The organism is Gemmatimonadota bacterium, from assembly GCA_016704275.1.
GTDB lineage: Bacteria > Gemmatimonadota > Gemmatimonadetes > Gemmatimonadales > GWC2-71-9 > Palsa-1233.
This window is the reverse complement of sequence record JADJAK010000003.1, coordinates 199,381-213,048: the sequence shown is the minus strand read 5'-3', so window position 1 is coordinate 213,048 and position 13,668 is coordinate 199,381. Positions and strand designations below refer to the sequence as shown.

The following is a 13,668-nucleotide window of genomic DNA, read 5'->3' as shown; positions in this document are numbered from 1 at the left end:
GCCTCAGGCCGAGTGCAGGCCGTGGCGTGAAAGCGGCAGGGAACGAATCCGCTTTCCGGTGACGGCGAATATCGCGTTGCAGAGCGCCGGGACCACCGGGGGCAAGGCCGGCTCGCCGAGACCGGTCGGCCCGACGTCCGAAGTGACGAAGTGGACGTCGATCACCTTCGGCGCCTGCGGGATGCGCATCACCGGAAAATCGTCGAAGTTGCTCTGCTCGACGCGCCCGGCGGCGATGGTGATCTCCTGGCCGAAGGCCTCCGAGAGTCCATCGATCACCGAACCTTGCACCTGATTCACTGCGTTGCTGGGATTGATGATCTGCCGGCCGATGTCCCCCGCCACCCAGACGCCGTGCACCCGCACGCCACCGTCGCTGCTCACGCTGGCCTCGACCACTTCGGCGAAGTAGCCGCGGTGCGAGAAGTGGAAGGCGACACCGAGTCCGTGACCGGCCGGCACGGCGCGAGTGCCCCAGCCCGATCGCTGGCGCACGGCCTCGAGCACCCCGCGCATCCGGCCGGCGTCATAGATGGTCCGCCCGTTCTCTTCCACGATTCGGGCGGGGCCGAGGAGGTCGAGCCGGAATTGCAGCGGGTCCCGCTTGGCGGCGTGCGCGAGCTCGTCGAGGAACGACTGCGCGACAAAGGCGAGGGCGTTGCTCCCGGGGGCGCGCAGGAAGCCGGTCGGCACCCCCAGCGACATCACGGACGACTGCAAGAGGAAGTTCGGGACGAAGAGGGCCGGAAATTCCGTGGCGCCGATGTTGGCGCTTGCGGCGAAGCCCTGCCCTTCGCCGAAGGAGACGAAGTGGTTCTGCCACGCCACGAGCTTCCCGGCGGCGTCGACGCCGCCCTTCAGGAAATGGAAACCGGCGGGGCGATAGAAGTCGTGCTGGATGTCGTCGTCGCGCGACCAGAGCAGCTTGACCGGCACCCCGGCCTGCTTGGCGATCGCGGCGGCCTCGACCATGTAGTCGTTGTTCAGTCGGCGGCCGAAGCCGCCGCCGCAGCGCGTCATGTGAATCGTGATGTCAGCCGGCGGGACACCCAGTGTCTGCGCCACCAGCTGCCGGCCGGACTGCGGATTCTGCGATGGTGCCCAGATCTCCACCTTGCCATCGACCAACCGCGCAGTGCAGTTCATCGGTTCGAGCGTCGCATGCGCCAGGAAGGGATAGCTGTAGGCCGCCTCGACCTTCTGGACTGCGCTCCCCAACGCGGCCGTGAGGTCGCCATCCTGCCGGAGCGTCCGCTGCGGTGCACCGGCCGCCAGCGTCTCGGCCTGCGCTGCGAAGCCGGCGCTGCTCTGCGCCGCCGTGGCGCCTTCGGCCCAGGTGACCTTGAGCTGCTTGCGCGCTTCGTTGGCGGCCCACCAGCTGTCGCCGAGGATGGCGACGCCGGAGAGGAGGCCGGCGAGATTCGTCCCGCCCGTCACCACGAAGGCCTGCTTGACGCCGGGCAGTGCGCGCACCGCGTCGAGGTTCGCGCTCACGACGGTACCGCCGAAGACGGGACACTTGTGGAACACGGCGTAGAGCATCCCCGGCACGGTGACGTCGATGCCGAACAACGGCTTGCCACGGACGATCGCGGGGTTGTCGACGCCTGGCACGGCGGTCCCGATGACGGTGTAGTCCTTCGGGTCCTTGAGGCGCACGGTCTTCGGATCGGGCACGGGCATGGTGGCCGCTTTGGCCGCGAGCGCCCCGTAGCGCATGGCGCGCTTGCTGTTGGCATGACGGACCATTCCGCCACTGGTGGTGCACTCGGTCTCGGGGACGCCCCACGTCGCCGCAGCGGCCGCCACGAGCATCTGTCGCGCCACGGCGCCCGCCTGCCGCATCGAGTCGTAGTGGGCCGGGGTGGCGGTGCTGCCACCGGCGACCTGCGAGCCGTATCGCGCGGCATCACTCACCGCCTGCTCGACGGTCACCGTCGACCACGCGACGTCGAGTTCTTCGGCGACCAGCATCGGCAGCGAGGTCTTGATCCCCTGCCCGATCTCCGGGTTCTTCGAGACGATGGTGATCACGGAATCGGCGGTGATCCGGATGAAGGCGTTGGGCGCGAACGCCTCGGCGATCGGCGCACCGGCGGCGTCGAGCGGTTGCCACCACGAGCCAATGGCGAGCCCACCGCCCGCGAGTGCCGTCACCTTGAGAAAGTCGCGGCGATCCAGGGCGGCGGTCATCGTGCCCCCTTCGGCATGGCCGCTGCCTGATGGATGGCGGCGCGAATGCGGATGTAGGTGGCGCAGCGGCAGAGATTGCCCTCCATCGCCTCGTCGATTTCGTCGTCAGTCGGACGTGGCGTGGTGGCCAGGAGCGCTGCCGCGGACATCAGTTGACCCGCTTGGCAATAGCCGCACTGGGGGACGTCGGCCGCCTCCCACGCGCGCTGGACCGGATGTTTGCCATCGACCGACAACCCCTCGATGGTGGTCACCTGCTTCCCGGCTGCTCCATCCAACGGGATCTGGCAGGAGCGGACGGCCTTGCCGTCGAGATGGACGGTGCACGCGCCGCAGAGCCCTTCGCCGCAGCCGTACTTGGTGCCCTTGAGGTCGAGGACATCACGCAACACCCAGAGCAGCGGCATACGGCCGGCGGCGTCCACGGTCGTGCGCTTGCCATTGAGGGTAAAGCTGACGGGCATCGGTCGCTCCGGAACGGAGGATTGGAGAGGATGGTGCAATGTACCAACGGGTGTACCCGGGGCGGGACGCGCGGTCAGGCCGGGGGCGCAATGTCCAGCAGCACAGCGCCCTTCTCGACCGCGGCACCCACCACCACGCGAATGTTGGCGACGACGCCGGCGATGGTCGCCTTGAGTTCGTTCTCCATCTTCATCGCCTCGAGCACGACCAGCGCGTCGCCCACGGCGACGACGGCGCCGACGGCCACATCCACCCGCACGACGAGGCCCGGCATCGGCGCCTTCAGGACGCCGCCGGTCGCCACGTCGCTCGAGGTCGCGACCAGCGACCGGATGTGTCGCGCGCGTTCGTCCTCGATCCCGACATCGCGCACGGCCCCGTGGTGGACGACGCGCCACGAGGCGTCAGCGAAGCCATCGATCGCGAGCGTCGTCGTCACGCCATCGATGATCACGCGCTGTTCCGGCGTTCCGGGGACCGCCTCGAGGTGGGCCGTGTGCGGGACGCCATCGACCACGACCTGGTCGCCATCGACCGTGACGTCGACCTCCCGGTCCCCGATGGTCACGAAGTATTTCATCGCCGCTCCAGCAGGGCGACGCACTCGAGGTGCGCGGTCTGGGGGAATTGATCGAAGGCCTGCACGGACGAGACCGCGTACGTCGCCTGCAACCGGGCGATGTCGCGGGCCAGCGTCGCGGCGTCGCAGGAGATGTAGACGATGCGCCGCGCCGTCGTGCGGCCGAGGGCGTCGGTCACCACTGGCTCCATCCCGCTGCGCGGCGGATTGGTGATCACCACCGCCGGCGGCCGCATCTCATCGATCCGCTCCTCGACCAGGCCGGCGCGGCGAATCGGGCCGGCCGGCCCCTCGCGTTCGGCCTGTTCAACGGCGCGCCGATCCAGCTCGACACTCTCGACGGTTGCGCCACGCGCCACGAGCGCAATGGTGGTTTCGCCGACACCGGCGTAGAGATCCCAGGCATGCTGGCCGGCGACGTCGCCGAGCGCGTGCAGCGCCGCCTCGCGCACCATGCGCCCCATCGCCGGATGCACCTGTTCGAAGACCGTGGCCGGCCACGGTTGGCTTCCACCCGCCACGGCGCGTGGTGCGCCGCCTTCCGGGTGCCACCAGATGGTCGCGGTGAGGCCGGCACGCTGCAGCTGTCCATGCAGCGTCTTTCCCTTGACCCACGCGTCCTTGCCATCGGTGCGGACCACGACATGCAATCCCTCGTGGCGATCCCGACGGAAGACGACCCGGGTGACATCGAGCGGCAACAAGGAGACCGCGCTCCGCACGGCCTGGTGCAGGCGTCGCACCGCCGGCTCGGCGAGCAGGCAGTCGCGGATGTCGAGCACCCGATCGGGTTGCCCAAGAGGGTGGTAGCCCATCCGCCCGCCAGCCACTGCGAAGGTGACCTTCGCCCGGTAGCCAAGTTGGGTCGGCGATGCGATGACGACGGGGTCGGCGATCTCGAGGTGGCCGATCCGCCGGAGCGCGTCGCCCGCGATCCGGCCCTTCGCCGCTCGCTGTGCGTCGGCGCTCAGGTGCATGAGCTGGCAGCTGCCGCACCGATCGCGGACATAGTGCGGACACGGCGGCGTGACCCGTCCGGCGCCGTGGGCAAGGATCTCGCCGATCTCCGCGCGCGCGAACCGCTTGTGCAGCCGGAGGGTGCGCAGCCGGACCCGGTCACCGGGCGCGGTCCGGGGAACGAAGACGGTGCGGCCGTCTTCGAGGGTGGCAACGCCGTCCCCCCCGGCCGCGATGGCGCGCACCTCGACCTCGGTGGCGTCCGTGCTCACCGGAGTCCGTCGCGCCGCGCGGCACGACGCCACGCCGAACCACTGCTCGCAGGCATTGCCGCGCCATCGTGCGTGGCGGGTTTCCGGCGTTGGCGCCGCTGCTCTTCCAGCAGCGCCACGGCCACCGCCAGGCGCCGCACCTCGGCGTCCGATTCGGGAGCGGTCAGCAGATCCGGACGGCGCTCGAGGAACTGGATGTCGATGTTGCCCGAGACAAAATCGGGGTCGGCGAGGAGGCGTCGATGGAATGCCGCATTGGTCGCGACGCCCACGATCACGAGCTCGTCCAGCGCACGGCGCATCGCCTCGATTGCCATCGGGCGCGTCGGCGCGTGCACGATCAACTTCGCGAGCATCGAGTCGTAGTGCAGCGTGACCTCACTCCCGGCCTCGACGCCGCTCTCCCACCGCACGCCCGGGCCGGATGGCGCCCGCATCCAGCTGATCCGGCCCGCGCTCGGCAGCAACTGGTTGGTCGGATCCTCGGAGGTGATGCGGCATTCAATGGCCCAGCCGCGCGGCACCAGCGGACCCTCCGGCAACGACATCGGCAGGCCGCGCGCAATCCGAAGCTGTTCACGCACGAGGTCGACGCCGTAGACCTCCTCGGTGACCGGATGCTCGACCTGGATGCGCGTGTTCATCTCGAGGAAGTAGAACGAGCCGTCGGCCGCCAGCAGGAACTCGCAGGTCCCCGCGCCGCGATAGCCGACCGCCGCCGCGGCGGCGACGGCCGCGGCGCCCATCGCGTCGCGCAGCGCGGGGGTGACGGCCACGGAGGGCGCTTCTTCGAGGAGCTTCTGGTGGCGGCGTTGCACCGAGCATTCGCGCTCGCCAACGTGGACGGTGCGCACGTGGTCGGCGAGCACCTGGATCTCGACGTGGCGGGGTCGTTCCACGTACTTCTCGAGGTAGACGCTGCCGTCGCCGAACGCCTTGAGCGCTTCACTCGCGGCCGACGTCAGCGCGCCGGGGAGGGCCGCCTCGGTCGTCACCACGCGCATCCCCTTCCCGCCCCCGCCGGCGGCCGCCTTGACCAACACCGGATAGCCGATCTGCTCCGCCATCGCGAGCGCGTCGGCGGGGTTGTCGAGCGCCGCCACCGCCCCGGGAACGATGGGCACACCCGCAGCCTGCATCAGTCGCCGGGCGGCCGTCTTGTCGCCCATCGCCTCGATCGCGGTGGACGGCGGCCCGACCCAGACGAGCCCCGCCTCCTCGACGGCCCGCGCGAACGGCGCGCGTTCCGAGAAGAAGCCGTAGCCGGGATGGATCGCGTCGGCGCCACTCGACTGCGCGGCGTCGAGGATCAGGGCGGCGTTCAGGTAGCTGGCGGCCGCACGCGCTGGGCCGAGGCGGACGGCGACGTCGGCCGCTCGCACAAAGGGGGCGTGGCGATCGGCATCGGAATAGACCGCGACGGCCTCGAGCCCCTCGTCATGACAGGCGCGGATGATGCGCAGGGCAATCTCGCCCCGGTTGGCCACCAGGACGCGTCGGATGGGACGGGAGGTCATCGGGGACAGGCCGTGATTGCCGGGAGCCCGTGTGCGTCAGGTCGATTGAAGAGCGACTCGCAGAGGGTGCGGTTGCGACGTGCGGCGAGTTCATAGACATCGCGCACCGCCTCGCTCCAGACCGAGCCGGCGATGCCCGTGCGCGCAAGCTGGTGCACGCTCATTTGCATCGGGGCCTCGCCGTTCGCGATCGTGCCGGCCGCGAGCACCAACCGCAACGGATGCCAGCTGAGCGCCGTCGTCGTGATCGAATCAACGGTCGGTGTGAGGCAGACCGGTCGCTTGGCACTCGCCGCTACCAACGCCGCGGGAAGGTCCGCCGATGCATCGGCACCGATCTCCGTCGCCATCCGACCGCGGTAGAGCGAATCGAAGGCATAGAGATCGGGGCGAATCAGAATCAGGTCGGCCCGCTCGTCGTCGAGGAAACGCGCCCCCCATACCGATGCGGTTTCCACGAGGGAGCCGGTCACCAGCACGCCGCCCCGCGGACACGATCCCATCAGATTGCGGCCGAGTTCGTTGAGCACCGGGGGAAGCGGCAGCTCCTCGGCCGCCATCGGTTCCGCGACCGCAGCGGTCCAGCCGAGCCGCTCGATGCGCAGCGTGGCCTGCTCCACCACGGCAAGCACGAGGTAGACACTCGCCGAGTCGGCCAGCAACCGGTGCGCCTGGTCGAACGCGGACGAGGCAAACTCGGCCACGGGAATGCCGACCCCGGCGGCGACGTGTCCCTCGCGATGCCAGCGCTGGGCGTCGCCGAGATGAATTCGACCCAGGGCAAACCAGGCGCGGCCATCGTTCGGCTCGAGCGCGAGGTGTTGACCGAGGAACATCTTGGCATCGATCCGGCGCCCGTCGCGCAGCAACGCTTCGGCCCGTTGCACGGCGGAACTGCCCGTTGCGCCGCTCCCACCGACGGCGGTGGTCTGCGCGCGGAGCCCCGGCGCCCAGGCCAGGAGGCCCAGGGCGAGTGCGGCGCGGTGCGCCCGGCGGGGGATCAGAGAGGAATGCATCCGTGCTTCTTCGGTGGATTCCGGTCGCGCTTCGTTTCGAGGGTCTGCAGGGCGTCGATCAGTCGCGGACGGGTGTCCCGCGGATCGATCACGTCATCAATGTAGCCGCGCGCCGCCGCCTGGTACGGCGTGGCGAAGGCCTGCGTGTAGGCGTCGGTCTTGGCGGCCGCCTCGGCGGCCGGATCGGCGGCCTGTGCAATCTCGTGCTTGTAGAGGATCTCGACCGCTCCCTTGGGCCCCATCACGGCGATCTCCGCGGTCGGCCAGGCAAGGTTGACGTCGCCCCGAATGTGCTTCGAGCTCATCACATCGTACGCCCCACCATACGCCTTGCGGGTGATCACCGTCAACTTCGGGACGGTCGCCTCACAATATGCATACAGCAGCTTGGCCCCGTGCCGGATGATGCCGCCGTGCTCCTGGGCGACCCCGGGAAGGAATCCCGGCACGTCGACAAAGGTGACGAGTGGAATGTTGAAGGCATCACAGAAACGGATGAAGCGCGCCGCCTTGACGGAGGCGTTGATGTCCAGCACCCCGGCCAGCACCGCGGGCTGGTTGGCGACGATGCCGACCGACCGCCCGCCAAGTCGCGCGAAACCGGTGAGGATGTTTCCCGCGAAGGCCGGCATCACTTCATGGAAAATCCCGTCGTCGACCACGGCGCCGAGGACCTCGTGCATGTCGTACGGCTTGGCCGCGAGGTCCGGGATCACCTCGAGCAGCCGCTCCTCCCGCCGATCAACCGGATCACTGGTCGGGACGATGGGCGGTTCGTCGATGTTGTTCGAGGGGAGAAAGCCGAGCAGGGTGCGGATCGCCTGCAGGCACTCCGGTTCGGTCGCGTGGACGAAGTGCGCCACACCCGAGGTTTCGGCATGCACATCGGCGCCGCCGAGATCATCGAACGTCACTTCCTCGTGGGTGACCGTCTTCACGACGTTCGGGCCGGTCACGAACATGTAGCCGACGCCGCGCACCATGTGCACGAAATCGGTGATCGCAGGCGAGTACACCGCGCCGCCGGCGCAGGGCCCGAGGATCGCCGAGATCTGCGGCACCACGCCCGAGGCGAGGGTGTTGCGCAGGAAGATGTCGGCGTAGCCGCCGAGCGACGCCACACCTTCCTGGATCCGCGCCCCGCCGGAATCGTTCAGGCCGATCATCGGCGCGCCATTCCGGACGGCGAGGTCCATCACCTTGCAGATCTTCGCGGCGTGCGTTTCCGACAGCGAGCCGCCGAAGACCGTGAAGTCCTGCGAGAAGAGATAGACGAGACGGCCGTCAATCCGACCCCACCCGGTGACCACGCCATCGCCGAGCGGTCGGTCCTCGGCCATGCCGAAGTCGGTGGTGCGGTGGGTGACGAATCGATCCAACTCGACGAACGAACCGGCGTCGAGGAGGAGGTCGAGGCGTTCGCGCGCAGTGAGCTTCCCCTTCTTGTGCTGCTGCGCGATCCGCGCGGCGCCGCCACCCTGTTCGGCCAGGGTCTGGCGGTGTCGCAGGTCCTCGAGTCGGGACGGGTTGTCGGGCATATCCCTCAAAGCTAATGCGCGGCTGGAACGGGCCAAGTCACTGCCCCGGTCGGCTCGACTGGGGTAGCTTCCGGTCCCCCCGCACTGCGCAACGGAGTGTCAGATGGCGACCTCGCCTGCCGACTCGACTCCCGTCCCGAACGATGACCCGGCAGCGCTGCCCGATTCGGCGCGGCGCCTTGCCCAGCGGGAGGCCGCGTTCACGGCCGTGGTCGAGGCGGCCGGTGACGTGATCGTCCAGATCGACGCCGAGCTCCGCGTCACCTACATCAATCCGGCCGCAGCGCGTGCTGCCGGGGTCCCCGCCAGTGAGATCGTGGGGCGCGCAGCGCTAACGGTCCCGCTGGACGAGGCGTTCAAGGGTATCTGGCTGACAGCCATCCGGGACACGATCCTCACCGGCCTCCCCGTCATGGTCGACTACGACTTCCCCGCCCCGGATGGCACAACCTCCCGCTTTCAGGCGCGCTTCACTCCGGAGCCAGATACGGAGCATGGGGGCACCGGCGTCTTCGTGATTGCGCGGGACATCACGGCCCTGCATCGTGCCGCCGAGGCACTCGCCAACCGCGAGGCCGAGCTCCGGGCGATCGTGGATGGTGTCGAGGACCTCATGATGCGCTTTGATGCCCAGGGCCGAATTGCCTTCGTCAATCCGGCCTTCGCGCGCGCGGTCGGGCATCCGGTGGAAGACTTCATCAACCGGGCGCCCGCCGACGTGTTGGTCGACCCTGTGGCGCGTGCGGCGTTCTCGACCGCGCTGCACCGCGTCCTGCGCGACGGCCGTGCGGAGACGCTCGAGTTCGAGTATCAGCGGGCTTCCGAACCGAGCGCCCGCTATTACGTGACGCGATTCACGCCGTTGCGGGACAGCCACGGGCAGGTGAATGGCGTCCTGACCCTCAGCCACGACCTGACCGAGCGGCGGGCCACCGAACTGGAGCGCGAGCGGCTCCTCGAGGAATTGCTTCACGCGAAGGCGGCGGTGACGACCCTCAAGGGGCTGTTGCCGACCTGCTCCTGGTGCCACAAGATCCGCGACGAGCATGGCCACTGGGAACAGATGGAGAGCTACATCGCGAAACGGAGCGAAGCGGAATTCTCGCACGGCCTCTGCCCCGAGTGTGCGGTCAAGATGCTGACCGAGTAGCGGCACGGCGCAGGGCCGGAACGCACGCGGGGGCGGCCAGTGGTGGCCGCCCCCGCGTCGTTCTGCTGCCTGAGCGTGTGGCTCAGTTGTCGTCATCGACCTCGGACATGTCGATCTCGACGTCCGACGGCTCCGGCAGACGGGGCAGCTCGGAGAGCTTGGGCTCGGTGCCCGGCTCCGGGATGCCGTCTTCCGGGTACTCGATGATCGCCACGACGACGCGGTGATGGATCGGGTCCACCTCGAGGATCTTGGCAATCACCTGCTGGTTGAGGACGACCGCATCCTCGGGGTTCTGGTCGTGGCCGATCCCCATCTGCGACACAGGGGCGAAGCCCTCGATGTCGTTGCCGAGGTCGAGCACGATCCCCTTGTCGACCGGGCGGAGGACCTTGGCACGGAGCTCGGTGCCGATCGGCAGCTTCTCGCCGATCGTGAGCCACGGGTCATCGGTCGCCTGCTTGAGGCCGAGCGAGATGCGCTTGTTGTCGGCGTCGATGTTGAGGATCACGACGTCGACGGTGTCGCCCTTCTTGACGACTTCCGACGGATGCTGCACGCGCTTGGTCCACGACATGTCGGAGATGTGGATCAGGCCGTCGATGCCCGCCTCGATCTCGACGAAGGCGCCGAACGAGGTGAGGTTGCGGACCTTGCCCGTGATGCGCGTCCCGACCGGGTAGCGGAGCGGGAGGATCATCCAGGGATCCTGCTCGGTCTGCTTCATGCCGAGGGAGATCTTCTCCTCCGACTCGTCGACCTTGAGCACCACCGCCTCGATGGTCTCGCCGATCGAGACGATCTTGCTCGGATGGCGGACGTTGCGCGTCCAGCTCATCTCGGAGATGTGCACCAGCCCCTCGATCCCCGGCTCCAGCTCCACGAAGGCGCCGTAGTTGGTGATCGAGACGACCTTGCCCTGCACGCGGCTGCCGACCGGGTACTTCTCGGCGACGTTCTGCCACGGGTAGGACTGGAGCTGCTTCATGCCGAGCGAGATCCGCTCACGCTGCCAATCGATGTCGAGAATCTTGACCTCGACTTCGCGGCCGATGCCGACCAGTTCGCTCGGATGCGAGACGCGCCCGTACGACATGTCGGTGATGTGCAGCAGGCCGTCGACGCCGCCGAGATCGATGAACGCCCCGAAGTCGGTGATGTTCTTGACGATGCCCTTCCGGACCTGACCGACCTCGAGCTCCTTCATCAGGTGCTCGCGCTTGTGCGCCCGCTCGTTCTCGAGGATCACGCGACGCGAGACGACGATGTTCCGCCGGCGCTTGTTGAGCTTGATGATCTTGAACTCGTAGGTCGAGCCGAGGAGTTCGTCGATGTTCGGCACCCGGCGCAACGCGATCTGCGAGCCGGGGAGGAAGGCATCGACGCCCATCAGGTTCACCACGACACCACCCTTGATCTTCTTCATCAGGGTGCCTTCCACCGGCTGGTCGGACTCATGGGCGATGCGGATCTTCTCCCACACGCGCATGAAGTCGGCCTTCTTCTTCGAGAGGACGACCGCGCCTTCCTGGTCCTCGAGGTGCTCGAGGAAGACCTCGACCTCGTCGCCGACCTGGAGGTTCTGCGGGTCCTTGAACTCGTCGAGCGGTACGGAGCCCTCGGACTTGAAGCCGACGTCGAGGATGACCGCGTTATCGGTGATTCGGAGAACCTTCGACTTGACGATCTCGCCCTCGACGATCTGCGCCATCGTCCCTTCGTACATCGTCAGGAGCGCTTCGTATTCATCGCTGGTGTAGTCCTCGTCGTAGAGGTCCGCACGCACACGCATGCCGGTCGACATCGCGAAGGGCATCGCGGCGGTCGACTGGAAGGTGGGCACGGCGGGCGTCGCGTCGAGCACGGCGTCTTCGGTCGGGGTTTCGGTCTCAGACATTCGGGGAGGTCCTGCGACAGCGGGAAACCGGGGCCACGGCGGCCTCGGGGTGAGGAAAATCCTCGACTGGCCCGATTTCGGGACAGCCAAGAAAGATACCCGCCGGTCAAACCGGCAGCAACCCTCGTTCCCCCGCCCAGCCCACGATCCGCGCCACCTGCGTCCCGAAATCGAGGGTGCTGGTGTCCAGCAGCAGCGCGTCCGGGGCCTGCCGCAGCGGGGCCACCGCCCGGCCGGCGTCGAGGCGGTCCCGGGCGGCCAGTCGGGCCGCCTCGGCGGCGATCGCCTCCTGGCCGGGCTCCTGGCCGTCCTGGAGCAGCCGGCGGCGCGCCCGAGCCTCCGGGGAGGCGGTCAGGAACACCTTCAGCACCGCGTCGGGAAAGACCACCGTGCCGATGTCCCGCCCGTCCATCACCCCGCCACCCGCCCCGGCCACCGCCGCCCGAAGCCGGCCATTGACCCATCCCCGCACGGCGGGCAGCGCGGCCACCCGCGAAACCTCGGAGGTCACCTCGGGGGAGCGGATAGCCGCCTCGATCGGTTCCCCGCCCGCCCGGAGGGTCAGCGTGCTGCCGTCGGCCACCAGGGTCAGGTCGGCGGCCTCTGCCGCCCGACAGATCGCATGCTCGTCCTGGAGGTCGTCCCGCACCGCCAACCAGGTCAGGGCGCGGTAGAGGGCGCCCGAATCGACGTGGATCAATCCCAGGCGGGCGGCCACCATCGACGCGGTGCTGGACTTCCCCGAAGCGGCCGGTCCATCGATCGCCACGACCGGCATCGTCATGCCGTCCTGCCGTAGAGCACCGCGAGTTGGGTCGCGAAGTTGGGGAAGGAGACGGCCGCGCAGTCGGGATCATCCACCACAATCCGCGACCCGCGCGTCTGCCCCAGCACCGCGAAGGCCATCGCGATCCGGTGATCGCCGTCGGTCACGACTCGACCCCGGTATGGCCCCGGCCGACCACGCACCAGCAGGTCGTCGCCCTGCGACTCGGCCTCGACGCCCACCGCCCGGAGGTTGCGGACAATCAAGGCCAGTCGATCGCTTTCCTTCACCCGGAGTTCGCCGACCCCAAGGAAGCGCGATTCCCCCTCGGCCCGGGCCGCCAGGCAGGCCAGCATCGGGATCTCATCGATGATGCCGGGAACCTCCTCGGGCTCCACGACGACACCCCGCAGCGCGGCCGGGCGGGTCACCAGGTCGCCGATCGGCTCGCCGAACGGCGCCTCCTCGTCGGTCGCGGCGATCGAGGCCCCCATCCGCGCCATCACGTGGAGGAAGCCCGTTCTGGTGGGGTTCAGCCCGACCCCGGCCACGCAGGCCTCGCCGCCTTCTGCCAGCAGGATCGCGGCGAGCAGGAAGGCCGCCGAGGAGGGATCGCCGGGAACCTGCATCGCGAAGGGGTGGAACGCCCCGGTGGGCTCCAGACGAAGCCACCCCTTCTCCCGGGAGACTGCGAAGCCGTTGGCGCCGAGGAGGCGCTCCGTGTGGTCACGCGTCACGGCGGTCTCCCGGAGGGCGACGGCGACGCCACCGACGGCGCCGGCCAGCAGCAGCGCGCTCTTCACCTGGGCCGAGGCGATCGGCAGACTCCACTCGAGGGGGCGGAGGGCGCCGCCGCGGATCGTGAGGGGGAGGCCGTCCCGGCCGCCATCGTCGATCCGCGCCCCCATGGCGGCGAGGGCGGTGGTCACCCGGCGCATGGGGCGGCGGCGCAGCGAGGCGTCGCCGGTGAGGGTGCTCGCAAAGCGGTGGCCGGCCAGGATCCCCAGCATCAGCCGGGCGGTGGTCCCGGAATTGCCACAGTGGAGCGCCACGGCAGGCGTCGAGAGCCGGCGTCGCCCGCGAATTTCCACGACTGTCTCGGCCCGCAGGGGTGAGATCGTGGCCCCCAGGGCTCGCAAGACCTTCGCGGTCGAGCGGGCATCGAGCGAGGTCAGGGCCCCGCCGACCACCGAGGCGCCGGGGGCCAGCGCACCGAACATCAAGGCGCGGTGGGTGATGCTCTTGTCGCCGGGAACGCGATGCGTACCCGACACGTGGAACCGAGGACCGGCAGGCAGAGAATGCTCCGCGTCGCGG

11 protein-coding genes are annotated in these 13,668 nt (G+C 69.1%); 1 reads left to right on the top strand and 10 read right to left on the bottom strand.

Going from position 1 to position 13,668, the window contains the following annotated elements:
• Window positions 1-3 precede the first annotated feature (3 nt).
• The 7 genes from IPG05_08575 to IPG05_08545 form a co-directional block, all read right to left on the bottom strand.
• On the bottom strand, window positions 4-2,193 hold the full coding sequence (locus IPG05_08575; GenBank protein MBK6495143.1) for a xanthine dehydrogenase family protein molybdopterin-binding subunit: 2,190 nt from the start codon (window positions 2,191-2,193) through the stop codon (window positions 4-6).
• Entirely contained in the window at window positions 2,190-2,657 is a 468-nt protein-coding gene (locus IPG05_08570) for a (2Fe-2S)-binding protein (GenBank protein MBK6495142.1), read from the bottom strand. The genes IPG05_08575 and IPG05_08570 overlap by 4 nt, the downstream gene beginning before the upstream one ends.
• Before the next feature lie 74 nt (window positions 2,658-2,731).
• A complete protein-coding gene (locus IPG05_08565) occupies window positions 2,732-3,238 on the bottom strand; it encodes a hypothetical protein (protein MBK6495141.1) in 507 nt (168 codons plus the stop codon).
• Complete coding sequence (locus IPG05_08560) at window positions 3,235-4,467, bottom strand: class I SAM-dependent RNA methyltransferase (protein ID MBK6495140.1); 1,233 nt, start codon at window positions 4,465-4,467, stop codon at window positions 3,235-3,237. Before IPG05_08560 ends, IPG05_08565 begins: the two co-directional genes overlap by 4 nt.
• Window positions 4,464-5,984: an acetyl-CoA carboxylase biotin carboxylase subunit gene (locus IPG05_08555; protein ID MBK6495139.1), complete on the bottom strand. Its 1,521-nt coding sequence runs from the start codon at window positions 5,982-5,984 to the stop codon at window positions 4,464-4,466. The genes IPG05_08560 and IPG05_08555 overlap by 4 nt, the downstream gene beginning before the upstream one ends.
• Complete coding sequence (locus IPG05_08550; protein MBK6495138.1) at window positions 5,981-7,000, bottom strand: hypothetical protein; 1,020 nt, start codon at window positions 6,998-7,000, stop codon at window positions 5,981-5,983. The genes IPG05_08555 and IPG05_08550 overlap by 4 nt, the downstream gene beginning before the upstream one ends.
• The gene (locus IPG05_08545) at window positions 6,985-8,538 is read right to left on the bottom strand and encodes an acyl-CoA carboxylase subunit beta (protein ID MBK6495137.1); all 1,554 of its coding nucleotides are present in this window, start codon (window positions 8,536-8,538) and stop codon (window positions 6,985-6,987) included. Before IPG05_08545 ends, IPG05_08550 begins: the two co-directional genes overlap by 16 nt.
• Window positions 8,539-8,641: 103 nt before the next feature.
• On the opposite strand from IPG05_08545, the gene IPG05_08540 reads away from it, so the two are divergent.
• Window positions 8,642-9,688: a PAS domain-containing protein gene (locus IPG05_08540; GenBank protein MBK6495136.1), complete on the top strand. Its 1,047-nt coding sequence runs from the start codon at window positions 8,642-8,644 to the stop codon at window positions 9,686-9,688.
• Between the two features lie 82 nt (window positions 9,689-9,770).
• Here the strand turns inward: IPG05_08540 and IPG05_08535 are convergent, their stop codons facing one another.
• The 3 genes from IPG05_08535 to aroA form a co-directional block, all read right to left on the bottom strand.
• Window positions 9,771-11,504 carry a 30S ribosomal protein S1 gene (locus tag IPG05_08535; GenBank protein MBK6495135.1) on the bottom strand — a complete coding sequence of 578 codons (1,734 nt, stop codon included), beginning with the start codon at window positions 11,502-11,504 and terminating at the stop codon, window positions 9,771-9,773.
• Between the two features lie 187 nt (window positions 11,505-11,691).
• Complete coding sequence (gene cmk / locus IPG05_08530) at window positions 11,692-12,369, bottom strand: (d)CMP kinase (GenBank protein MBK6495134.1); 678 nt, start codon at window positions 12,367-12,369, stop codon at window positions 11,692-11,694.
• Window positions 12,366-13,625: a 3-phosphoshikimate 1-carboxyvinyltransferase gene (gene aroA, locus IPG05_08525; protein ID MBK6495133.1), complete on the bottom strand. Its 1,260-nt coding sequence runs from the start codon at window positions 13,623-13,625 to the stop codon at window positions 12,366-12,368. Before aroA ends, cmk begins: the two co-directional genes overlap by 4 nt.
• Between the last annotated feature and the right edge of the window lie 43 nt (window positions 13,626-13,668).

Coding starts and splice junctions, on each gene's coding strand:
- IPG05_08575 (MBK6495143.1), bottom strand. CDS start 2,193: ATGACCGCCGCCCTGGATCGCCGCGACTTTCTCAAGGTGACGGCACTC.
- IPG05_08570 (MBK6495142.1), bottom strand. CDS start 2,657: ATGCCCGTCAGCTTTACCCTCAATGGCAAGCGCACGACCGTGGACGCC.
- IPG05_08565 (MBK6495141.1), bottom strand. CDS start 3,238: ATGAAATACTTCGTGACCATCGGGGACCGGGAGGTCGACGTCACGGTC.
- IPG05_08555 (MBK6495139.1), bottom strand. CDS start 5,984: ATGACCTCCCGTCCCATCCGACGCGTCCTGGTGGCCAACCGGGGCGAG.
- IPG05_08550 (MBK6495138.1), bottom strand. CDS start 7,000: ATGCATTCCTCTCTGATCCCCCGCCGGGCGCACCGCGCCGCACTCGCC.
- IPG05_08545 (MBK6495137.1), bottom strand. CDS start 8,538: ATGCCCGACAACCCGTCCCGACTCGAGGACCTGCGACACCGCCAGACC.
- IPG05_08540 (MBK6495136.1), top strand. CDS start 8,642: ATGGCGACCTCGCCTGCCGACTCGACTCCCGTCCCGAACGATGACCCG.
- IPG05_08535 (MBK6495135.1), bottom strand. CDS start 11,504: ATGCCCTTCGCGATGTCGACCGGCATGCGTGTGCGTGCGGACCTCTAC.
- cmk (MBK6495134.1), bottom strand. CDS start 12,369: ATGACGATGCCGGTCGTGGCGATCGATGGACCGGCCGCTTCGGGGAAG.